Here is a 23,789-nt window from a genome sequence, read left to right as displayed (position 1 = left end):
ATATACAATTCGTCATATAAATTAAAGCAGCCAAGGGATTCGTCCCCCTGGCTGCTTATTTAGATCGGCGAGCTTCTATCGATGTACAATCTAGTCATGATTCACCTTATCTTGTACAGCATTCGGATTTCGCCTTATTGCTCGCGCTTTTCCCAGCTCCAATAATATTTCATCTCTCTAAAAGCAACATCCCACAATGTTTCATTTCCTTCAATGGTTATCGTCAGCTCATTTGCCTTTTCGAGATAAACTGTGAATATTTCCGGCTCATGGCGTTCTGCAGACGCAGACAGGAACTCATGTCCATCAACGGACACACTTACTCTCCCCTGCAACTCCTTCTGATCGGGAACTCCATAAAACAAGGAAAGATAAAGCTCTTTATTGCCTAACGAATACGTATATGTCCCCCTATTTTTGCCTTCGATACTATACACATTATATTTGGGTTCTACGGTTTGACCGCCAATTTTGAAACGGTATGGTTTTGTGCCCGTTGATGTATTTCCGGTGCTGTCTATCAGTTCGTTCAACGCCACAAAGGGACCCATTTCTTGGGTAAACGCCTTGTCAACAATCCCGAAGCTCCCCCAAACCACAGTCATAAGGACAACAATGAAAATGCCCGTGGCAGCTATACTTTTCCGGATATTATTTGTACGAAAGCCAAGTTTGTACGCCCAGAATCCGATTGCTGCGCCTAATGAGTTTACAATTACGTCGTTAATATCGAAGCTGCCGAGCAACGTTAGTGCCTGAATCGTTTCAATCACGAGAATGGATAGGATGAACAATGCAATGAATCGAATAAAGCCCGTTCGATATAACAACGGAATCAAAATGCCAAAAGGAATGAAAGCTGCGATGTTTCCAAATGCCACAAAGTCCATCAAAGTAGGATGTAGAAGATCTGATAAACTTGGCAGCCTAAAAAAACTGTCCGGTATAAGAATAAAGGTGAAACCGGCCTCTTGATCTATGGCACCTACTCTACCGAAAGCTAGAAATATAAAATAAAGAATCAAAAATGTATAGCATATGGTTATGCCCAATATAATCTTACGCTGCTGTTTAGTCATGGTTTACTCCCTTATAGGCGATTGCCGAAAAAGAAACATCGTCAAGCTCCTTAACCACCGACTCGTCTTTACCGTATATTTCAGACAGATGCTCGATTTTTAAAATATCCATTGTCAAACCCCCATAGCTATGCTGATGGATATCATTTTATCTGCCTAACATGACTTTCAAGTGACAGTGAAGGTGACAATTTAGTCACTTGCAGAGCGCTAATAAAACACTATTCACTATACATGCAAATAATAATCGCCTATAAATAAAAGCAGCCAAAGGAATTTATCCCCTGGCTGCTATCTTACGTCATGATAAGCTTACCGATAAGACACCGTTGAACCGCAATACTCACAAGTTGAGGTGGAGCTAGGAGATACGCTCGTTTGTGCGCCACAGCTAGAACATGCAATCATTTTGGGCAGCTGTGGTGCAGTCTGTGGTACGGTCGAGCTAGCTGCTGCTTCCATTTCTGCACGACGAATCGGCTGTGCTGGAGCTTCCTTAACGATCTCCTCAATTGTTGGCGCATACGAAGGCATTGGCACAGGCTCCTGTTCGAAATAAGCTAGATGCTCTCTTCTAAAGCGCTCCTGTGACCTTTTCTCCAATCCTGATGCTGCCCACCAGAGCAATACCCCCGGTGTGAAAAAGAGCAGCGCAAAAAGAGCAGCCAACATGAACTTATCTCCTTGCGTCGACCAGTTCACGATCATACCAAACCATACGATCCCATATAAGAACATAAGAAATCCTCCTGCAAATCGCAGGAATGATTGGAAGGCCATGCTAGGCGGATTAAGTCCTAGCTGTCGCAATTGCTCGCGTTCATCTGCTTTTTTCTTCATACTGCCCCCAATTTTTCGGAGCACCAATCCCGGAAGAAGAAATACAAGCAGACATATCATTAGATAATCCTTCCGAAACATAGATCGATCCATAAGCATCCCAAGGATACTAAGTACAAGCGCAAATATGAGAAAACCGCCGCAAAATTTCAAAAAAGAACCGATCTTTCCCCTCATTCCGCTAAACCTCCTATCACCTATCACACCAAACCATCACATTCCGTATAGCTCATATCCGCTAAAGACGGCATTCCGATTCATATGGCCCGCCATTTACGGGCATAACACTCATTATAAATAACATCCAATGGAGAGGCCAACCTAATTGTGGAAAAAGAATTGCAGAACAAAAAGAAATAGACCTCCAGCCAAGCTTGCCATGACTGAAGGTCTAGAGAACTTGCAAAAATGAACATGCATCCGATTGCGAATGCGCGGCCGGAAGCTGTATCCGGCCAACGATTTCCGAATTTACAAACTTGCGAACTTCACTTGCCGCACTGCTTGGCAATTTCTACGCTCTTACGCTCTTGAGCTTTAGGACATTCCCTCTTTAATGTTCTTCTCCTGCAGCTTCATCCGATATTCAAGCGGTGTCATCTGATTCTGCTTCTTGAAGAAGCGAATGAAGGCCAGCGCCGAATTGTAACCTAGCGCGGATGCGATCTCATTGACCCTCTTCGAGGTATTGAGCAGCCATTCCTTCGCCTGCAGATTGCGATAATCGTTGATGTAATCGGATATCCCGATGCCTGTCATTTGCTTATATAGTCTAGATAAGTAGGAAGGATTCAACCCTACCTCGTTCGCAATCGCAATCAGCGAGATATCATGGGTTAAATTATTGGCAATGTAACGATGAACTCGCTTGATCAGTTCACCTGGAACTTGTTCTTCTCTTCCTTCTTGCCGCTCGAATAAATGATCAGCGAGTTCCCAGAAATATTTCTTCATATCAAGCCATGTGAATGACTCCTTCTTCTGGTACAAGAAACTAATATCCATCTTCGCGCCGACCTCTTGCTTCAACTTCGGATTCTCTCCCAAATGGGACAGAAACAACGCCGACAAGGAATGATACAACGCCATCTTCCGAGCATAGCTGCTCTCCTCCTCATTGTTCCAATCCTTCGTAATGCGCAGGAACAATTCATAAAACTCCTTGCGATGATTGTTCTCCAGACATTTCAGCAGCAGTTGAATTCGGTTATGTTGAAAGTAATCTTGCGTATTTGTGCCGTCTCCACACTCCTGCATTTGCAGAATATCGGAATCCGTCAAAATAACCTCGTTAGGCAGCCGCTCCCCCGACACGAAGCAATACTTCAGCATCTGGAATCGTTCTGCTACATTCGCCCATTCCGTCGATGTACTGCTGAATGCGAAGGATACCGTTACTTGCAGAAGGCGCTGACAGGTCTGTTGGATCATGCCCATAACTCCGTTCAAGCGAGCCTGTGATGACTTCCACACTTCCGACTCGGACATCACATCTTCATGAGACTCATAACTGGAGTAGGAATAGCTATGATTGCCGTCTTTCGTCATTCGCGGCTGCAGCAGCCATACAAGCTTGGAATGCTCGAATGGGCAGGAGAAGCATTCCATATACGGGGTGACATACTCCTCGACGATATTCTGAACGCCATACAGCAATAAGGATTTATCAAGTGAACTGAAGGAATTCTTCCAAGCATCCACCTTACCAACCACCATCATGACAGGCAGATCGGCACGCAGCGGAATATCATATTCTTGAAAATGCCGCTCAATCCCTCTCAGCACCTCCGCCTTGCCCTCTAGAAGCTCCCATACATATTCTCTCTGCAGCAGCGGCAGCGCTTGCCGCATCCGATAATGCGCCTGCTCCAGTCTGCGCATCTGCTCACATTCCTTGTTAAGCTGAGCAATGGCCCGTTCAACAGCAGCGATAATCTTCTCATCGCTCTCAATTTTCAAGATATAGTCGAATCCGCCAAGAACCATAGCACTTTGCACATAATGGAAGTCATTATAGCCCGTCAAGAAAATCACTTTACAGTTCGGCCAACTCTGCTTAATATTTTGAAGCAGCTCAATCCCTTCCAGGCCAGGCATTTTAATATCAGAGATAACAATATCTATGGGCGAAGCGGATCTGCGCATCATATCCAATGCCTCTTCACCCGAATACGCTTTCAAAATATCGAGTTCAAGATGCTCCATGCCCTGAAATAACTCCAACAACCCATCTACAATAATAGGCAAGTCGTCCACGATGAGCATTCGTCGCATGCCGATCTCCTCCTTTATTCAAGCCCCAGATGTATACGTACCTTCAGTCCGCCAAGTTCAGAACGCGACAATTTCAATCCATATGAATCTCCGTAGCGAAGCTGTATCCGTCTGTGTACATTAATAAGCCCTGTCGTCTCATCGATGTGATTGGTACAATTGGCAAGGCGATTGCAAAGCTCATTCAGCTTCTCGTCGTCCAAGTCATCTCCATTATCTTCGACACTGATCACAACTCCATCTTCAACCTGTTCGCTGTGAACCCACAACTCTCCTGCTCCACGCATATTGCCGAATGCATACTTATAGGCATTCTCAATGATCGGCTGCAGCACAAGACGCGGTACACGTATTGGCTGGCTCTCGATGTCGAGGAACACTTGAATCCGATCCCCATAGCAGATTGATTGCATCTCTACATAGGTCGAGGAATGCTTCACTTCCATCTCTAGCGGAATTTCATCTTCATCGTTCCGGGTAATGAAATGAAAATACTCGCCGATATACAAGCAGAATTGGTAGGCCTTCTCTTTGTCCTCCGACTTAATAAGCCGGCACAGTACAAAGAAGCAATTGTACAAGAAATGGGGATTGATTTGCGATTGAAGCCGCTTCAGTTCCGAGCGCTGGCTTCGAATTTGCTGCTCGTAGTTCTGTTCAATGAGTGTTTTCAACGAGTGCACGGTATCATTGAACGCCTGATACAAATATCCGAACTCATCATGACCTCGATCAATCGGAACAGGCGTCAAGTTAAGCTGCTTCACCCGCCTGAACGCATGAATGAGCTTCATGAGTGGTCGATACATGAGCTTCATCAAGGAGTAAGAGAAAAACAGCGCTGCCACAACAGCCAATCCACATGCCCACCAGAACCATTGCCGATACTTCTGAATCGGCCCCAGAACGGTTGATTCCGGTATGCAGGTTACAGAGTAAGAACTCCAAACGGCAGAATACTTGTAAACAGTCAAATATCGCTCTCCGTTATACTCTACGATATCGTAGCCTTCTTGCTTTTCTTCTTTCCATTTCTGCTGAATAAATGCCTTCATCGATTCATACAGTGTAGACTGCTCATTGCTGCGAATATCCCATCCGTGCTCCACATTCAGCAGCATCGTCTCTCCATTCAGAGAACCTGCAATCTGATCAAGCGCTTCCTTGATCTTTCTAACGGACAACTCTGCACCAACCAAATAGATTGGGTCCTTGAAAGTAGTCGTCGGGTATTGTAGGGTAATAAACAGTCGATTGTTCCAGTATATGAATGGCTTGCTATAGAAAGGACTCTCATGCTGCATGGCATCAAATTCCTCTCGATTGAGCGTCGTGTCATATTGCTGACTGAGCAGCGTACGATCAATTTTCGGTACGTATGCCCTGGCTTCGTTAATAAACGGACTCGAATTCTTCATGAGCTCCAATCGCTTCTGAATTAGCGTAATGTTGTTGGCCCGCTCGTAGGCGGTCAAGTCTGTCCCTAGTGCCGCCAGCTCCAGCAAATCGTTGTCCGTTACATAGTTCGGCAAGTAACGGTTAATTCGTTCAACTTCCTTATCGAGCGAGTCCAGGTAGAAGCTTGTCGTATTTAAGGTAGAACGTGATACTTCCCGCTGAATGCTATTAGCTCCCCGCTCATTGATGAATAACGTAATCATCATGAGGGGGAGCAATACGATTAGAAATACAGCCATAATCTTCATGAAGATGGAAGAATCTTTTATGCGGAATAATAGTTTCATCGTATTTTCTCCCTACATTTGGAGGTTTCAGCTACTATTATTCTTTGACACTTCCCATCACAATTCCTTTAATGAAGAATCGCTGTAAGAATGGATATATAATTAATATTGGGAATGCAGCAACGAAGATCTGTGCAGCCTTACTTGTACGGTCGGACAGCTTCTGCATCAGCTGAATTTCCTCAGGCTTGAGGTAGCGCAGATCCAGCTTTATTATTATCGACTGCAGGAAGGTTTGCAGCGGATATTTATCAGGATGGTTCATTAACAACATACCATCGAACCAGCTGTTCCAGTGCCAGACAACCGTAAAGAGTCCAGTCGTTGCCAGTGCCGGAATGGATAAGGGTGCATATATTTTCCACAAGGTTGTGAAATGTCCCGCTCCGTCAATCTTCGAAGATTCCTCCAGCTCCTTCGGCAAGTTGCGATAGAAGTTAAGCAGGAGAATAATGTTGAATACTTGAACAGCATTCGGTAGTATTAAAGCCCATATCGTATCTATAATACCGACCGCTTTAACGGTCATATACCATGGAATCAAGCCGCCGTTGAACAATATTGTGAATACAAATATCCATACATACACGGTTCGCAAACGGAACTGTGATGTATCCTTCGACAATGGATATGCGGTCATGATCGTCAAGAACATGCTGAAGGCCGTGCCCAATATGGCACGCTCAACTGTGATCCCGAACGCGCGCAAGTATTCCGGCTTGCCGAATACGTTCTGGTACGCTGCTGTCGTGAATTCAACCGGCCACAGTATGACCCTGCCTGCGGATGCCGCTGACCCTGAACTGAAGGACACGGCTAATATATGAACAAGCGGTAATAGACATAATATCGAGATAAAAGCTAGAAATACAAAGTTGCAACCTAAGAAGATACGTCGGCCTAACGACTTTTTCATAACGTTTCGTCCTCCTTGACTAGAATATGCGGTAATTGGCGAAGCGATAGGCCATGACATACGATACGGATATTAGTATGAAAGAAACAGCCGACTTTAGCAGTCCAACAGCTGTTGCAAACCCATACTGTGATTCCACGACTCCCATTCGATATACGAATGTATCAATAATATCTCCACTCTCGTATACCTGCGGGCTGTACAGGTTGAATATTTGATCGAATCCGGCATTCAGCACGTTCCCGATGCTAAGCGTAAGCATGAGTACGATAATCGGCAGCATGCCCGGCAAGGTTACATTCAAGGTCTGCTTCCAGCGCCCAGCTCCGTCAATTTCCGCAGCTTCATACAGCACAGGATTAATGCCTGTAAGCGCCGCCAAATAAATGATTGTACCGAAGCCGAATTCCTTCCATACGTCCGTAACGACCATCACATAAGGGAACCAGCTGCTTTCACCAAGGAAGAAGATCGGCTTCACTCCGAACAGACTGAGTAAATGATTCACAATTCCTGTAGAAGGAGAGAGTACGTCGATAACGATACCACTGAGCAGGACCCAAGATAAGAAATGCGGCAAATAAACCAAAGTCTGAAACGTTCGCTTCACCCATTCCTTGCGTAATTCGTTTAAGAGAATTGCGATCGTTATGGGAACAAACAATCCAGCAAGAATCTTCATGACCGCGATGTAAATGGTATTGAAAAAGATGCGGCCGATATCCGGGTAATCCATCAGGAACTTAAAGTTCTTCCATCCCACGAATGGCGATCCCAGCAATCCCTTCGACGGGATATATTTCTGGAATGCCATCATAATGCCTACCATCGGAATATAGCTGAATACAATAATGAAAATTAGTGCGGGAATGAGCATCAAGTGCAGCGGCCATTCACGCTTCCACATCCGAGATAATCGATTCATTCTGCTCCACCTACTTGTAGTAAAATGTAAAAAGAAGGGCATGCCCTATATATGAATGAAGAACTACCTTTATTGTAGATACCATTCAAATCCCATTCCATATACTGGTCTTTACTTCTATATACAGCTGTTGCGATTCCTCATGCTCTTGGGCCTTAATCCAATAGAATCATGTCCGATGAGCGCATTTGCAATTATTCACAGTGACTGACACAGTAAAAAAAGAGAGCGGAACATATCCGCTCTCCCCGTGAAATCATTTATTTGCTGCGTACCATTCGTTTACTTCCTTCGTCATGTCATCGCCGCCAAGCTTCTTCCAGTCTTCCACAAATTTGTCGAATTCATCGATCGGCGCTTGGTTCATGATGATCTTTACGAAGATTTCGTCACGCTTGCGCAAGAGCAGCTCTTGCTTTTCGACCATCGTAGGCGTTGGAGCGCCATAGAATTTGTTGCGATGGAACAGGTTGTGCTCTTTCAAGTATGGAGTGTTAGATACCGCTCCGCCTGGACCGGAAATCAACATTTCCCACCACATCGAAATATCTTCACCGTTCAAATACTTCATAGCACGTTCATAGCGCCTTCTTTGGTCTTTCGTTTGCAGCAAGCTTTCATCCTTCGTTTCGATTGCCTTTGGCAATATTTCGCCATTGTTGTTCCCTTGGTTGAACGCCATAACCGGGCTCAATTGCCAGTAGTTATTGCCGCTCTCTTTCCTGCTCTTACCATACTCGTATACCTTCTGTTCCTCTGTTGGATGGTTGTCAACCACGATCCAATTGTTCAACAATTTAATCATTGCCTCTGGATGTTTCGCTTTCTTGGAGACAACATTATATTTTTCGGTACCCAGTTCGGTTTGCGTGGACGCTTCCGTACCATCAATGGAAAGAAGGCGGAATGGTTTCCATTCTTGAATAACCTTGCCGTCCTTGACTGCACCTTGAGCTAAATGAGCCGGAGTCCATTCCGCACCATAGAGTACGCCAATTTGGTTATTGAAGATCAATTCGGATTCCTTCATCATGTCCTTAACTGCAAATTCTGGATCAATTAGCCCCTTCTTGAACATATCTTGCAGGGAACGGAGAGCTTCCTTCATCTCTGGCTGGATATCACTGTACATCAATCCACCCTTGCCATCATCAATCCATTGCTTCATGTAAGCGTGATATCCATTCAGGAAGCCTACGAGACCAAGTGCACCTGTAGGTTCATAATATTCTTTATTCACTGCCAGACCATAGGACTTTCCAGTGCCCCCTGGATCTTTTGCTGCAAACGTTTCCATAATTTTAATCAGGTCTTGCATCGTTTTCGGCTCAGGCAGGTTCAGCTTCTTCAGCCAGTCCGTACGAACCCATACAAATTGAGGAGTGAACGCAGTACCCGACTCTGGAACTCCCATCAATTTACCGTCAAATGTACCAGACTTCATCTGCAAACCGCCATCGCGCATTAAAAACTCTTTCGTTTCATCCGTAGCATATTTGTCATATACTTCGGTCAAGTCTTGAATCATATCTGCCTCGATGAGCTGCTGCAGTTGAGCTGGTGTAGCCACAAAGAAGTCAGGCAAGTCGTCAGTCGCAATCGCCATCTTGAGCTTCTCTTGGAACTGCGGACCGGTATTCCCTCCATCTACAACCCACTTATTCGTCACTTTAACGCCAATGTCTTTTTCAAGAGCATCATATACGGCATTCTTATCATACGTTTCACCTGCATCAAATTTCAAATACGGATCCTTCGCACGAACCGTAGATACTTCAATTACTGTATTTTCTGGTGTTTCAGCTGGTTTCTCTGCGGTTGTGTTTTCTGCTGGTTTATCCGTTGTTGGCTGTGATGTATCAGCTGTATTGCTTGTGCAAGCTGTTGCGACGAGACTCAAGATAAGCGTAAGCGATAATAACATATTCCGCATTCTTTTCACGTCTGACCCTCCTAATATGTGTATTGAAGACCCACTTCTAATTGTAGATATCGTTCCTAAGGCGTTCCATATACTGGTCTTTACTTCTATATACAACTGTTGTGGTGCACATGATTTGTCGCCCGTTGCTCCGCATCCATCTAAATGGAAGCTTAGACTATGATTTCTAGTACAGGGAGATCCCTGCCAGGGAATACCGTTGAGGCTATTTCACCAATTCTTCTAGCCCCCATTCGTATGTAAAAAGGTTCCGCATGCGGATCACTATGTACGAGTACCGCGCGTATTCCCTGATCCCTAGCAGCATCGATCATACGGTTCCATAACGCTTGTCCATACCCTCGTCCGATAGCATTCGGATGAATGAACAAATAGGTTACTAGGCCCTTGTCCTGCTGTGAAATATCCTGTTCGAGCGCAATAAATCCTTGAATCTGCTGATTCTTCTCGACGACAAATAATTGAGCGGCTGTAAGATGCGCCTCAGTAATCGTCAAATCCTCCCGGCAAGCTTCCATAAATGCTTCATCATAACCCCAGTACGCCTTGGATGCATAAGCAAGCTCACTAAGTATACGAACATCCTGCACTGTGGCTTGGCGTATATACACCATCCCTTGTCTCCCCTTTTATGAATGGTAATTGTTGTGAAGTGCTGCTTCATTCATTGTACCTGACAAGATCCATGGGCGGAAGCTTCGAATCACCTATTCACTTATGTTCAGACTCCACTTTCCTTGTCCATTGCAATGGAAATCCCCAGACGCATGGAAGCGCTGGGGACAGGTGACGCATTATTTATTTCTTGTTCACGAGTTGTTCGACAAAGGCGAGCTGCTCATCCACATGTTTTGTTTTGTTGTAGGTTGACGGCACCACATAATCAGGGACAAGCGCTGCTCCTTTGGAAGCATCCGGTCTTTCGAGTTGTCTACTTGACAAATACATGGAAAATTTACTGTTTGGCAGATCGAATTTTGCGGAAGCAACATATGCGTTCGCATTTCCTCCAGGCATTTCTCCAATTACCTGCCCAATCTTATTATCTTGCACAATCGCCGCCATCAATGATGCTCCGCCATATGTATTTTTGGAGGTAAGTACATACAGTTTCCCTTCAAATACAAGCTCTTCATGAACATGATTGTTCTGTGTTGAATGAATTATTTCTGCCATTCCTTCTACGTTCTCACCACTGTTCCCCTCTGTTGAATTACGCGTTACCGCAAAGGATTGATAGTGCTGCACATTCACATATTGGAGCAGTTTCACGATAGCATTCGCATTCCCAACGAAATTATGATCACGAAGGTCTAGCACGACATTGTTGATTTGATTGTGCTTAACAGCAGAGAAGAACTTTTTTAATTCAGCGTCATACACGTCATCAGACTTAAGCATAACCACTTTTAATAGAGCTATGTTTTTGTCCTTATCTATGTTTTGAGAATAATTCGAAGGATATCCCGCTGAAATAGGCTTCACCTGCAACTTAACCGGCTGCCGCAGCTTTTTCCCATCTCTCATGATGGTATAGACAACATAATCTTTATTTTCAATCAAACCTAACTTCTCTAAATATACCTCTTCAGCCAATAAGGTTGAAACTTCCAACGAAGCAAGCAAATACATTTCATTATCACTAGGGATATATTTGATAAGTTCTTGAGCAAACTCTTCAACTGTTCTGTCGCCAATGGCAATGATTTTATCTCCAACCTTCAAGTCCTCCTCATTACTATGATATATATACACTCCATTCTCATACCATTTATATAAAATTGGAATGTTTCGCTTTCGAAAGCTTGAAGTTATTGCAAAACCTGAATTGGCATCATGCAGTTGAGCAATAATGGATTGTCCCCAGAAGTAAATATCTTTGCGATATATCTGATCTTTCTTTTCTTTAATTTCCTTCAATACTTGTTCGTATTGGGCCTTCAGTTCCTCTGGTATTCCATTTACGGTCGCAGGATGGGTGTCTGCAATTTTGTTATACAAAAATTCGATGTCTTTGATCGCTTTTTGCTGCTCCTTCGTTAGAACCGCTGGTTCGTGAAGCTGCTTTTCTTTTTTGCTAATCGCCTTTTCCGTAACGCTGTCGTTCCATGTAAGAGCCGTAACTATTACTGCCCCTATAATCCCGATAAATAATAGAAACCCTACTAATCGCATTTTCATTTGATATCATTCCCCCTGCATTTCTCTATTAACGACCTATTCTATATCTGCATCTACTTTCCCCCATCAATTTGCACTCCCTTCGACAATTTGGCTATATAAGGGAAATACAAACACAATATATCATACAATCGAATATTTTTATTTGAATAAATTAGTAATAAGCCTATGCTATGATTCATCTCTACATCACATGGATTTCATTACCTACAAAACATAAAAAAAGCTGCCCAACAAGTAGAAATCTACCCGTCAGACAGCTTCTTAAATTGTGGCCCATCTCGTTCCAGCAATAGCAATCTTGATGTAGAGATGAAATCATCCTCTCGTCCTTCATCGCTATTTCCAAATTAAAATGGCTGCATGCCCGCTGTATCCAGCTTCTCGCCATCAATGTTAGCGCCCATGCGAGTCGTCAGATCACGATAGTGTGCGACGCGGCGGCGTACTGGATCTACTGTCTCCGGCAAATTCGCTTCTTGACCTCCGTTGATGACCATAATAGTAGCTCCGAATCCCGGCACGAGCCCCTTCGCCAACTGTTCTGCCGTAGGCGTCCATTGCCCTGTCATGATGTCATGGTTGGAAGGCTTCGGATCCTGTGGGGTCATCCAGAAGAGCAGCCCCGTAATGAAGCCGAGCTTCCCGTCTGCTGTAATCTTGTCTGGATCATTCAGCAGTACACCAGGATCACGATATACGATGGAGCTAATCAAGCCATAGTTATAGTTCCAGCTAAGCTGAATCGGACCGCGCCCATGATAGGACTTGCCCGGTACCGGCTTCCAGAACAGGTTGTCCTCATCTACATAGCCGATTTTGTCCGTATTGACGAAGCCCAGCTCTTCATTGAAGAACAGGGCCCAGCGCAGCTCGCCGCCTGGTGCCGTAGACCAGCCGCCGCCTGTCTCATGAGCGATGTTCGCTAGGAACCCAGCAAGCTCGCGCTTGCGGTCATTACTGCTCCCCTCACCCAGGAAACTGCCGAAATCCACGATCCGCGTCAGCTTCGGCAAATTCGAATGACTGGCATCATTGAAGTCTGGCGCTTGGAAGAGCAAGGTTTCGGTCTTCGCCTGCTTGTCCAGGCGGTAAATTTGCTTCACGTTCGGATAGCCCTCGCGGACGACTTCCTTATACTTAATATTCGCAATCTCGCGTACTGCTGCTACGAGATTGTCATAGGAATAATAGTCGGACTGGTTCGGCTTGTAATAGTAGTTGCCCTTCGCTTTTGCATCCCATTCCGGTGTACCGTAGCGCAGTGGGAACGTGGACTCATATTCCGCCTTCGGAATCGCTGCTTGTACCTCCGCTGCAGCCGCATCCGGCAGGAAGGCAGGATTAATGCCATTCCACAGCTGACTAATCTGGTCGTCGGTCAGCACACGGCTCTCTCCTACGCCTATATCAATGACCGGGCCGCCTTTCGTTGCTGCACTTATCGCTGAACTATCGGTATAGTTGCCTGATGTATCCACAGCGCGAATGACGTATTGATATCCTGTATCCGCTTCCAATTCATAGTCTGTGAATTTCTTGGCGATGGTGCTGCCTGCTTTCGCACCGTTGCGGAGAACATCATAATGAGAAATGGCTACATTGTCGGTTGAAGCTGTCCAAGTGAGTGTAATAAAGGTGGAGGATTGCTCGGTTGATACGAGATTCGTTGGAGCGGTAGGAGGTGTAGTATCTTCGTTGTTGTCATTCAATAACTTCCATGAGGTGTCCCATTCGTTCGTTACTTTTGCATCAGGTCTACTATTGTAGGACCACCACTTCGCTTCATAAATCTTGCCTTGATGGGAAACAATATCGCCTGCAGAGTAAGCCTTGTTGGTCTGCCAAGCTTGTACCTGAGACGAATTCGTGCTGCTTGCCGCATAAGCTGTAGAGGATGATCCGAGTGGCGCTGCTGTAAGAATTGCCGCACCAAGAACAGCGCTTAAACTTTTGAGCAGAAGCTTGTGCGAGAACGGAAAGTTGCGATTCATTATACGCCTCCTATTCAGATTGTTATTGATAACGACTCTAGTATAGGAAATTGCGTCTACTTCGCTCAATAGGTACAGCGAACCATTCCTTTGTCGAATCTTGCTTCTGATACTATCTTATTAGCGCTATAACTTTCTCACTTTCGGTTATGCTTCATTCACCTACTTTTATATTGAAAATGATATGATATCAGCAACAATATTTAGAGGAGTTAACATGAATGACTATTAATATTCAAGAAATCATCCATGCCACACAGCATAAGTTCGGGTTAGAGAAATACCGCTTGCACACGCAAGAATTGTACCGGGAAGTGAATCCATTCAATGAGACAACCTATTATCTCAGCATGGAGTGGTATCCGCCCTATGTGAAGGAGTCTGTTGATGAAGATACAAATCCCGAAGGGACAGCCGTTATTTCCTATGACCTGACTGCTGGTCAATATACGAGTCTCATTTTTGTACAGGGGAAATCTTATGCGAACAGCCCTTCTATTCCGAACATCAACTTAGAAGAGATCATTGCGTGGATTGAGAGAGATACCAAACTCGTCTATGGCAAGCAGTTCCAGCTCTCTCACCACCAGAATGGCCAATATATCTTCCATGAATGCGTCGACGGAACCCCTCTGTCTCCTGGCGGACGTATCGAGATCCACATCGATGAAGCCAACAAGCTCGTACAGTATTCCAAGTATGGATTCTATGCTTCCGAGTCATTGATTCAAAAGGAAGCGTTCACCCTCTCCCTTGAACAAGTACAAGTCGAGCAGCTTGCCAAGCAGCAGCTGAAGCTGCTCGAATATCCGGTGTACGAGGAACAACGCCTTCTTCCGCTCTATGGAATCGAAGAGGTTTATGTGACGAACGGCAGAGCTTCCATCATTCCGTTCGAATTCATTATCCATGCGGGTTCGTGGCTGAATATCGATCAGGTCATCGAATGGGAACAGGCTAAAACACAGCCTTTGGAAAAGGTGGACATCGAGTGGCAGAAGACGGTCACTGTCGAACAAGCGGTAGCGTGTGAGCCGCATCCCGACTCCTTCCCGATTACCGAGGCAGAGCAAGAAAAGGCGGTCGCAGCGGTTGTTGAAGGAATGAGCCAACTATACCCGAGCGACTCCGGACAATGGGTGTTGAAGACTTTGCATTTGCATCGTCATCGGGGATATATAGAAGCGATATTGCGGGAGCAGACGCCAAGCAAACGCGTATTCCAGCGCAAGCTGGTTCTGTTTATTGATGCGCAGCGCTTTGTGACTGTAAATGCAATGGACAACCTGCCATTTATCGAAATGTTCGATGATTTTCAGGCAGCAGATGAGGTTGTCATCAGTCAGGATGAAGCCTATGTGAAGCTGAATGAAAAGGGATTCATCGAGCTGACGCCGGTCTACGTGTATCATCCGGAACTGAAGAAGTATGTATTGTGCGGAAAGCTGGACTGTCCGTACGCTGTGAACGCTGCAAATGGCGAGATTATGGAGTTGAACAGCATATAAACAGCGAACACTTTGCCCGAATCGTGCCGGATCCTCTGATTGAAAGCGTTATATTTTCCCAGTATAATAAAATTGATTTCAAAATATTGGATATATGTGAGAGGACTTCCAAGCTGTACGTTGAATAAAAACTTTTCAATGACGGAGGTGTTGGAATGGCGCGATTCGCAGAGCCGTTTAAAATCAAAATGGTAGAGCCGTTGAACATGATCTCACGGGAAGAACGGGAAAAGGCGCTTGAACGGGCGGGATATAATCCATTCCTGCTGCGCGGGGACGAAGTGTACATCGATCTGTTGACCGATAGCGGTACGACCGCGATGAGCGACAACCAATGGGCAGGCCTGATGCTGGGCGACGAATCGTACGCAGGCAGCCGCAACTATTATCATCTGTGCGACGCGGTGCAGCAGATTACAGGCTATCAGCATGTAATTCCCATGCATCAGGGACGAGGCGCTGAGAAGGTGCTGTTTCCGCTGCTTATTCAAAAAGGACAGTATGTCCTGAGCAATTGGCATTTCGATACAACGCGTGCGCATGTCGATCTGGCTGGCGGGATTGCGGTTGATCTTGTTACCGAACAAGCCTATGACACGACGACGCCTTACCCGTTCAAAGGAAACTTTGATGTGGATAAGCTGCGCCATGCGCTCGCTGAAAAAGGAGCAGAAAATATCGCATTTATTCTTATTACCGTGACGAACAACAGCGCCGGCGGCCAGCCCGTATCCATGGAAAATATCCGTGAGGTATCCGCCATTGCGAAGCAGAACGGGATTCGCGTTTTCTTTGATGCCGCGCGTTATGCCGAGAATGCGTACTTTATCAAGCAACGCGAGCAAGGCTATGAAGATAAAGAGATTATTGATATCGTCCGTGAAATGTTCTCTTATGGCGAAGGATTCACGATGAGCGCTAAAAAGGATGGGCTTGTCAATATCGGCGGCTTGCTGGCCTTTAAAGAGGATGAAACCTTATTTACGCAAGCGCGTTCGATGACAGTGCCGATGGAGGGCTTTCCGACCTACGGCGGCTTGACCGGCCGCGATATGGAAGCTCTTGCCCGCGGACTGCGCGAAGGCATCGACGAGCAGTATCTTGCTTATCGCATCGGCCAGATCGAATATCTCGGCAGACGCCTCGAGGAAGGCGGAATCCCGTTCCAGACGCCAACGGGCGGCCATGCCGTCTTCGTAGACGCGAAGAAGATGCTGCCGCATATTTCCGCGGCCCAATTCCCGGCCCAGGTGCTGGCGAATGAGCTATATCTTGAAGCAGGGATACGGGGGGTTGAGATCGGTTCCTTTCTGCTGGGACGTGACGCTGCGACTGGCGAGCAATTGGAGAGCAAGCTTGAATTGCTGCGCTTGACGATTCCGCGCCGTGTCTATACGAATAACCATATGGATGTTATTGCGGATGCCTTGATTGCAATCAAGGATCGGGCAGGAACACTAACCGGATTAGAATTCACCTACGAACCGCCGATATTGCGGCATTTCACTGCGCGCCTACGGCCCGTCAAGACAGAAGCCCTGTCCCACTGACATATGCCATCCATCCTGAATAGGGACGGTGACATCGAAATGCCGCCATTTGTCAAATGGCCATCTTCCCTACAGCATGTACGCTGGTGAGGAAGGAGGGTGAAAGGCCGACCATCTCGCCCAGAAGGAGCGGCGGCGGCTACACGAAAATTGGCATAATGAAGAAGCAGCTTTCTGGATAGAAGGCTGCTTCTTTTGTGACATAACATATGATTTATTAATTCAGATTACTGTGCTTACGCGAATACATAAAGTATATAATCGTGCCAATGCCGATCCATATCATAAATGAGATCCACGTCATATAAGGCAAGCTGGATGCAAGGTACAGGCAAAGCAGCGCACTAATGATAGGGAGCACGGGTACGAACGGAACACGGAATGAAGCCTTCAATTCAGGAAACTTCTTGCGCAAGACAATGATAGCGACCGAGATTAATGTAAACGCAGCCAATGTCCCCATATTCACCAAATGCGCAAGCGTGGTTAAATCAACAAAACCTGCAATGCCTGCCGCAACGAACCCGGTTAACCATGTGTTGCCGATTGGAGTTTTGGTCTTGGCATTCACTTGCGAGAACATTTTCGGCAACAAGCCGTCACGACTCATAGCGAACGACAAGCGGACTTGAGCATAAATCATGGCAAGAATTACGGTCGTAATGCCAAATACCGCTCCGATTGATATGATCCCCGCTATCGAGTTCTGCCCTACGGATTCCAATGCTAATGCAACCGGCGCACCGACATTGAGCATGGTATATGGAATCATCCCGGTTAATACCCCGGATACCGTAATATATAAAATCGTACAAATGAGCAGAGATACGATGATCCCGATTGGCAACGCTCTTTTGGGGTTTTCCACTTCTTCCGATGCCGTAGCGATGATATCGAACCCAATATAGGCGAAAAACACAGTAGCCGCCCCCGTCATCACACCACTGAATCCAAAAGGCATGAACGGCGTCCAGTTATCAGGCTTTACATACCATATTCCGACTGCGATAAACAGCAAGATAATAGCTAATTTCACGAACACCATGACCGTGTTGAACTTAATGCTTTCCTTGACTCCTTTACTGACGAGCGCTGTGATTGCCAAAATGATGAGAACCGCCGGCAAATCAATAAGGCCACCTTTTCCCATACTAGGAGCAGAGGATATAATGTCTGGAATCGGCAGGTTAAAGCCCGCAAGCAGAGATTGAAAGTACGCAGACCATCCCGTAGCGACTGCGGAAACCGCGATTACATATTCGAGCATGAGATCCCAGCCGATAAGGAAAGCTAGCAATTCTCCCAATGTTGCATACGTAAATGTATATACGCTTCCCGAGACGGGCACTGCCGAGGAGAACTCCGCATAGCAAAATGCAGCAAGCGCGCAGGCAATACCCGCGATAACAAATGATAGCATGATCGCTGGCCCCGAAGATTCTGCCGCCACGACGCCCGTAACGACGAAAATCCCTGTCCCGATCACGCAGCCTACGCCAAGAAAAATCAAATCGAGCAAAGACATCGCCCGTGCCAATTCTTTTTTCTCGCTCTGCGCAAGCATGAGGCTCAATGACTTCTTTCGGAAAAGCTTATTCAATATTATTCCCCCTATGCTCTGGTACGCAAAAGCAAACACAATCAGTAATTATTGAAAACATTTACATCCCATACCAATTTTTATGCTATCTATGTTTAGGTTAAGAACGATTTTAACATGTCTATTGAATCCTGAGATATAGGTAATTATTGCTAAGCTAACCGTTCTTCCTTCCCCTGAGAATCGACGGATAGGTTTGTACTGTAGGAGAAGAAATCAAGCATTCATGTATTCCAAAGCAGAACAAACTTATTTATCATTATCCAATATTACCAATTTTTATGCAATATATCCAGAAGAACTTTTTTCAAAAATAGTGCCTGATAGATATGATGATAAATGAAAATGCTAGCAATGGGAGATGTAGCGTCGTTGATTCGCGTATATCAAAATAAAGGAGCAGCCTTCTAAGATTAAAAGGCTGCTTCTTCATCTATTAACACTACTATTTAAAAGAGATCCGGCTTGCATGCAATACGCGAACAGCTAGTGTTTACTTGATATAGCCTTAACAAGTAAAGTTACCGCTTCCGCTCTCGTCGCCGGGTTATTCGGAGCCAGCTTGTTGCCCTGCTGACCGCGAATAAAACCTGCCGCATATGCTGCGGATACATGCTCCCTGGCCCACAGTGGTATCTGATCTGCATCAGCGAATGGAAGCTGGACTTGCGAATCTGCCTTCAATCCTAATGCACGAATGATCATCACGATCATCTCCGTACGGCTGATCGGATGGCTTGCACGGAAGGTATGATCCGAATATCCCGTAATAATGCCCGCAGTGACGGCGCTGGCCACGTGTGGCCGAGCCCAGACTGGAATCTTGTCGAGATCGGTGAAATCCAGTATCTTCGAACCAATCCCATCCAACTTCAAGGCCCGACTAAGCATTGCCGCGAATTCGGCCCGCGTGACCCGCTCATTCGGACGGAAGGTAGCGTCTACATATCCGGTAACGATCCCCTGTGCTACAGCCTGCTCAATCGCAGCTTGGGCCCAGTGCCCGGAAATATCCTTGAGGGCGATTTTCTTCGTCCCGGTCGAACCACTGGCAGACCCTTCACCTGTGCCCGTTTGATTGCCTGAACCGTTATCTGCTCCGCTGCTGCCAGTAGACGCTCCGTTAGATCCACTGGAAGAAGAACCTCCAGACGATCCTCCGGATGGGGAACCCGGTTCGGGAACCGTCGCCGTCTTGAAATGGAGTGAGTAGCTGCGCAGTAATTTGAAATCCTCATTCATGACTCGAATCACAGCCGTTCCCGGCAGCTCCAAGGCTTGAATGACGCTTACCCGCAAGCGTGGATCATTGGCCTCCGCGCTGACAATAGGCACTTCTGCCGTCCCTACGGGCAATTCGATATAATAGGATGTCTTGTCTGGCGCAAAGTCCGTAAGGAGTCGATCGTTCATGCGAATTGCTGTAATTTCCCCCGGAATGACGCCGCTATGAAACGTATCAAGAGCCTCCATCAAGGTTACGGCCTCTCTGTTCACTTCTTGCTGCGTCGCTCCTGCATCATGAGCAACCTTAGCAGCTGCTTCGATAGCAGCCCGCAGCCCATCAATCACCTTCTGCGGATATTGCCCCGGTTCAGTTCCGGCCTTCGCTGCATGATAGATCTTGTTCGCTAGCGTGATCGTATCGTTCAACGAAGTCGGATCAACGGCATAGCCTGTGAACGGTACGATGCTATCGTTCAGTCGGAAGTCTTGGAATTCAGCAGTATCCCCATACCCACCTGGGCTTCCGCCTGCATTATTGGCGAACAATCCCACATGGAGATTCGCAATCGTTGCATTTTCATATGCACCCCCTATTTGCGTCCATGTCGTAAGATCCGTGCTATAGTAGCCTGCATACCGATTGCCTTCCTTTGTTACTTTTAGATATACCGTATCGCTCTGAATCTGATCTGCCGTTACCTGCTCTTGCGGAGCTCCATTCGACTCAGAAATAACGGAGAATATGGCTCCTCCATAGCCCGGATGGTTCTTTCTGGCCACATAGAAGTAGTTATCATCATCGCCGTAGATCAGCAGTCCTCCCTCGGCATACGCCTTCGTCGGCTTGAAGGATAACCGCGTAATCAACGTAACATCTTTGGTAGATGGCGCATAAAGAAGTATATTCTTGTTCGAATTGGCGTCCCTCCACAGATTCCCTTTCTCTGTCTTGATCTTCATGTTGTTGTGCTCGGCATCAAGCGCCCAAGCCTCTTTATTTTCCCTGATCCATGTCCATACGGAATTGAGTGTCAGTTGGCCGCTTACTGCAATGAGCGCTTTGCCATACACACCTGATCCATCGGTTGCTTCAGCACGAACCTCAACAATCCCGTTAGCTTTCGCTGTTAACAGGCCATTGCTGTCAATCGCGGCGACGTGCGAGGCTGGTGTCGTGCCTGGATTGTACGCCCTCCATTCAACCGCCTGCTTATCAGCATGCGGCGGTTCAAGCTTCGCCTGCATGAGCAGCGTACCGAATGGAGCCGTAATCTCTTGCATGCCATTGTGACCGGTTACGATAATTCGCTCCACAGGAGTTCCCTGATGCGGTTTGAACGTCACGGGAATCGTCTGTTCCGCCACATTTCCACGTAAATTTACGGTCGCTGTAAGGTTAGCCGTTCCGGCTTGCAAGCCCGTCACGACACCGTTGTTATCGATTCGGGCAATGGCCCGGTTGTCGCTTGAGTAGGTAATGACCGCCTTGGTCAGATCTGCAGCGTATCCGCCAACCGTCGTGCCTTTTACCCCTAATTGAAAGCTCTGCCCAACTGTATAATCCCGCTCCACTCGGCTCTCTAAGTGAACCTCCGCTGCCGATGCGAAGCCGCCGACGCCTTCAGTAGCCTCCAGCTTGATGAACGAAGCTGTCACAGGAGGGAATGCTGCTGATTTCTCCGAAGAATCGGAGGACCAGTTGCCGCTCGCGATTTCAGTAAACTGGGCTCCATCTGTACTTGCATATATTTTATAAGCAGTGATGTTCCCGTTATACCCTTCCTGTCTCGGAAGATAGCTTAAACCGCTAACGACTGATTTCATGCTGAGCTCAAGCGTAATCGATTGCGGAAGTGGTGCGTACGGAACCCATTGGCTGTGCCAGAACGTCGATGGATTGCCGTCGATCGCGTATTTGGCATCACCATTGTACTGCGTCGCCTCGCTTGAAGCTGTTGCCTTCACTGTCGTCTGGTCGTTGCCCGCTGCAATCGAAATACTCTTCAGCACCCCCTTATCATTCACATGCAACTGCTGTTCTGGGGAGATTGTGACCTCATCCGCAGGCGTCCTGTCCAGAAGAACGGTTCGATTTACACCTTCGCCTTCGAATTGATTGCCTTCTATTGAAATATGATTGCTCTCTAAGAGGTGGAATGCGGCTTGCTCATTGGGGTTCATGTTGGGGTGCGTTCTCGTAATCTTGTTGTCGGAGAAACGAATGCCGTCCGTGCTCTTAGCGAACAGTACGGTATTGTCTAGCATCTGAAACGTATTGCCTTCAATGTTGATATTGCGATGCACAGGCCCTGCATACTTCGTATTCTCAGGATGAATCTGAATCACCGGATTCCCGTTCTCGATGAACGTATTATTGCGAATCGTTACATCTTGAACCATCCCGGATTCGTACCAGGTTTGCGCATCGCTGGCGATGAGGATTCCGCTCATCTGCATGCGCTCGAACACATTGTCTTCAATGATGGATTTGCCGCGCGTGGATAGAAGAATTCCTCGCGTCGGAATGCGCGAGAAGTGATTTCCTTTAATTTCGACCTCTGGCGCCCAGGTGGCATTCTCGATTACAACGCCTGTTCCAATACTCGAAGGTACATCCTCTTCAAGGGTGAGGGTAATTTCACGGTCGTTGATCCGGGCCGCCTGAGCGACCTTGCCGCTGCCTACAGATGTAAGGGTTCTGTTATCGATGAACTCGATTGCATCACCAGGGAAGAACGCCTCAAATCCGTACGTCTGATGATGCATGAAGCGGACGACGATCTGATTCGGTGCCGGCTTGCGCACCACCTCGAGATGAGTCCCATGTACATTAATGACATCATCATGAGCCCCACGGAAGGTACTGTTCATAATCTTTAGCTTGCCCTTCACGCCTGATGCTTGGATGAAGTCAGCGAATCCAGTCGCAGTACGTCCCGTTTCCCCGCGCGGTGCGAACGTCATGTCCTCGAATGTCAGGTTTTCGCTGAACTGTCCAATGATACCTAGTCCATGCGTATAGTGCATCGTAACATGCTTCCACGTGACATTTTTGCTCTTATGAATGAAGGAGCCTACCTGACTGCGAACCCCGTCTCGAATTTGAAATACATTCCCTACTGTAGTATTCGGAGCCTGATTATAATGCAGCCGCAGCGTATTGGCCTTCAACTCCTGCACGCTTGTCGCGCTGGATACGGGGTTGCCTGTTCTCCACGTGATATTTTGGCCTGGATCATACTCTTGGGCGATTCCGTCCTTGAACTCCCAATAACGCGCTCCAGCCTTATTCGGTTCGCTCACCCAATAGACTTGACCGCCGCGAATCTCATATAGGGAATCCTGGCTAACCTCGACATCCATATAGTCACTGCCGATCTCCAGCACCTTCACTTCCGACATCGTCGGCCGTTCATAATCAACGCGTACATTGCGAATCTCAATATCTTCGCTTTGATCGATGACAAAGGTCGTCATTTTCCCATGCAGCATAAACAATGACCCATTGCCTTCAACCGTTACGTTCTTCATATCCTTAAGCAGCAAGCCAATCGTCTTCGTTACATCTGGATTCTCGCTCTCGGAAGCTGTATTGGAGATGTAATAGGGCCGCTTCTCCGCATCTTCCGCATAAAAATCATATCTGCCTTCCGGGAAATGTAGAACGACAGGGCCATCCACAGCCGCCGCAGCAGCAATCGCTCGCTGGACGGGAACTGCCGCATCCTCATGCGAATTCGGCTTTGCTCCATAGTAAGTAACATCAATGACAGTAGGCATGGATGCAAATTTGAGCTGCTCTCCACCATAAGTGGCATCAACAACCGAAGGAGTGTCTTGTTGGATTGAATCCCCCTCCTGTACAACATCGTGCATAACAGCATTGCTAGCATCGTCGTAAGCCATTGCATAATAGGGTGTCAGCATCCAAGTGGCTAGCACGACTAGCATGAAGACCACTACATTCTTACTTGACCGCTTCATCTCATTCCTCCCAACAAAAGATTG

The 23,789-nt window shown here is 46.7% G+C and carries 14 protein-coding genes and 1 pseudogene; 2 read left to right on the top strand and 13 right to left on the bottom strand.

Annotated features, from left to right (window positions below; translation table 11 throughout):
* Nucleotides 1-134 precede the first annotated feature (134 nt).
* The 11 genes and pseudogenes from RQP50_RS23945 to RQP50_RS23895 form a co-directional block, all read right to left on the bottom strand.
* Nucleotides 135-1,079, bottom strand: a complete 945-nt coding sequence (locus RQP50_RS23945; protein ID WP_315746970.1) for a VanZ family protein — start codon at nt 1,077-1,079, stop codon at nt 135-137.
* 25 nt (nt 1,080-1,104) lie between these two features.
* Nucleotides 1,105-1,191: pseudogene (locus RQP50_RS23940) on the bottom strand (ABC transporter ATP-binding protein); the annotation flags it as partial.
* 200 nt (nt 1,192-1,391) lie between these two features.
* Nucleotides 1,392-2,096: a hypothetical protein gene (locus RQP50_RS23935; RefSeq protein ID WP_072730050.1), complete on the bottom strand. Its 705-nt coding sequence runs from the start codon at nt 2,094-2,096 to the stop codon at nt 1,392-1,394.
* 360 nt (nt 2,097-2,456) lie between these two features.
* Nucleotides 2,457-4,193, bottom strand: coding sequence for a response regulator transcription factor (locus RQP50_RS23930; protein WP_072730049.1), 1,737 nt, complete (start codon nt 4,191-4,193; stop codon nt 2,457-2,459).
* A gap of 14 nt (nt 4,194-4,207) precedes the next feature.
* Complete coding sequence (locus RQP50_RS23925) at nt 4,208-5,938, bottom strand: sensor histidine kinase (protein ID WP_072730048.1); 1,731 nt, start codon at nt 5,936-5,938, stop codon at nt 4,208-4,210.
* Between the two features lie 37 nt (nt 5,939-5,975).
* The gene (locus tag RQP50_RS23920; protein ID WP_072730047.1) at nt 5,976-6,854 is read right to left on the bottom strand and encodes a carbohydrate ABC transporter permease; all 879 of its coding nucleotides are present in this window, start codon (nt 6,852-6,854) and stop codon (nt 5,976-5,978) included.
* Nucleotides 6,855-6,873: 19 nt separating this feature from the next.
* Nucleotides 6,874-7,779 carry an ABC transporter permease gene (locus tag RQP50_RS23915; RefSeq protein WP_072730046.1) on the bottom strand — a complete coding sequence of 302 codons (906 nt, stop codon included), beginning with the start codon at nt 7,777-7,779 and terminating at the stop codon, nt 6,874-6,876.
* A gap of 256 nt (nt 7,780-8,035) precedes the next feature.
* Entirely contained in the window at nt 8,036-9,712 is a 1,677-nt protein-coding gene (locus tag RQP50_RS23910; protein WP_227774828.1) for an extracellular solute-binding protein, read from the bottom strand.
* A 161-nt stretch (nt 9,713-9,873) separates the two neighbouring features.
* Nucleotides 9,874-10,335, bottom strand: coding sequence for a GNAT family N-acetyltransferase (locus tag RQP50_RS23905; RefSeq protein ID WP_315746969.1), 462 nt, complete (start codon nt 10,333-10,335; stop codon nt 9,874-9,876).
* Nucleotides 10,336-10,519: 184 nt separating this feature from the next.
* Complete coding sequence (locus tag RQP50_RS23900) at nt 10,520-11,902, bottom strand: S41 family peptidase (RefSeq protein WP_315746968.1); 1,383 nt, start codon at nt 11,900-11,902, stop codon at nt 10,520-10,522.
* A 350-nt stretch (nt 11,903-12,252) separates the two neighbouring features.
* On the bottom strand, nt 12,253-13,896 hold the full coding sequence (locus RQP50_RS23895) for a glycoside hydrolase family 19 protein (protein ID WP_315746967.1): 1,644 nt from the start codon (nt 13,894-13,896) through the stop codon (nt 12,253-12,255).
* A 221-nt stretch (nt 13,897-14,117) separates the two neighbouring features.
* On the opposite strand from RQP50_RS23895, the gene RQP50_RS23890 reads away from it, so the two are divergent.
* Nucleotides 14,118-15,404 (top strand): hypothetical protein, encoded by a 1,287-nt coding sequence (locus RQP50_RS23890; protein WP_315746966.1) that lies wholly within the window; start codon nt 14,118-14,120, stop codon nt 15,402-15,404.
* A 155-nt stretch (nt 15,405-15,559) separates the two neighbouring features.
* Entirely contained in the window at nt 15,560-16,954 is a 1,395-nt protein-coding gene (locus RQP50_RS23885; RefSeq protein WP_065293900.1) for a tryptophanase, read from the top strand.
* A 217-nt stretch (nt 16,955-17,171) separates the two neighbouring features.
* On the opposite strand, the gene RQP50_RS23880 is transcribed toward RQP50_RS23885, so the two are convergent.
* Nucleotides 17,172-18,554 carry an amino acid permease gene (locus RQP50_RS23880; protein ID WP_072730040.1) on the bottom strand — a complete coding sequence of 461 codons (1,383 nt, stop codon included), beginning with the start codon at nt 18,552-18,554 and terminating at the stop codon, nt 17,172-17,174.
* Nucleotides 18,555-19,040: 486 nt separating this feature from the next.
* Nucleotides 19,041-23,765 (bottom strand): S-layer homology domain-containing protein, encoded by a 4,725-nt coding sequence (locus RQP50_RS23875; RefSeq protein ID WP_315746965.1) that lies wholly within the window; start codon nt 23,763-23,765, stop codon nt 19,041-19,043.
* Nucleotides 23,766-23,789: the final 24 nt, after the last annotated feature.

The sequence above is a fragment of the Paenibacillus suaedae genome (genome assembly GCF_032337355.1).
Lineage (GTDB): Bacteria > Bacillota > Bacilli > Paenibacillales > Paenibacillaceae > Paenibacillus_B > Paenibacillus_B suaedae.
This window is presented reverse-complemented; position numbering and strand designations above follow the sequence as displayed.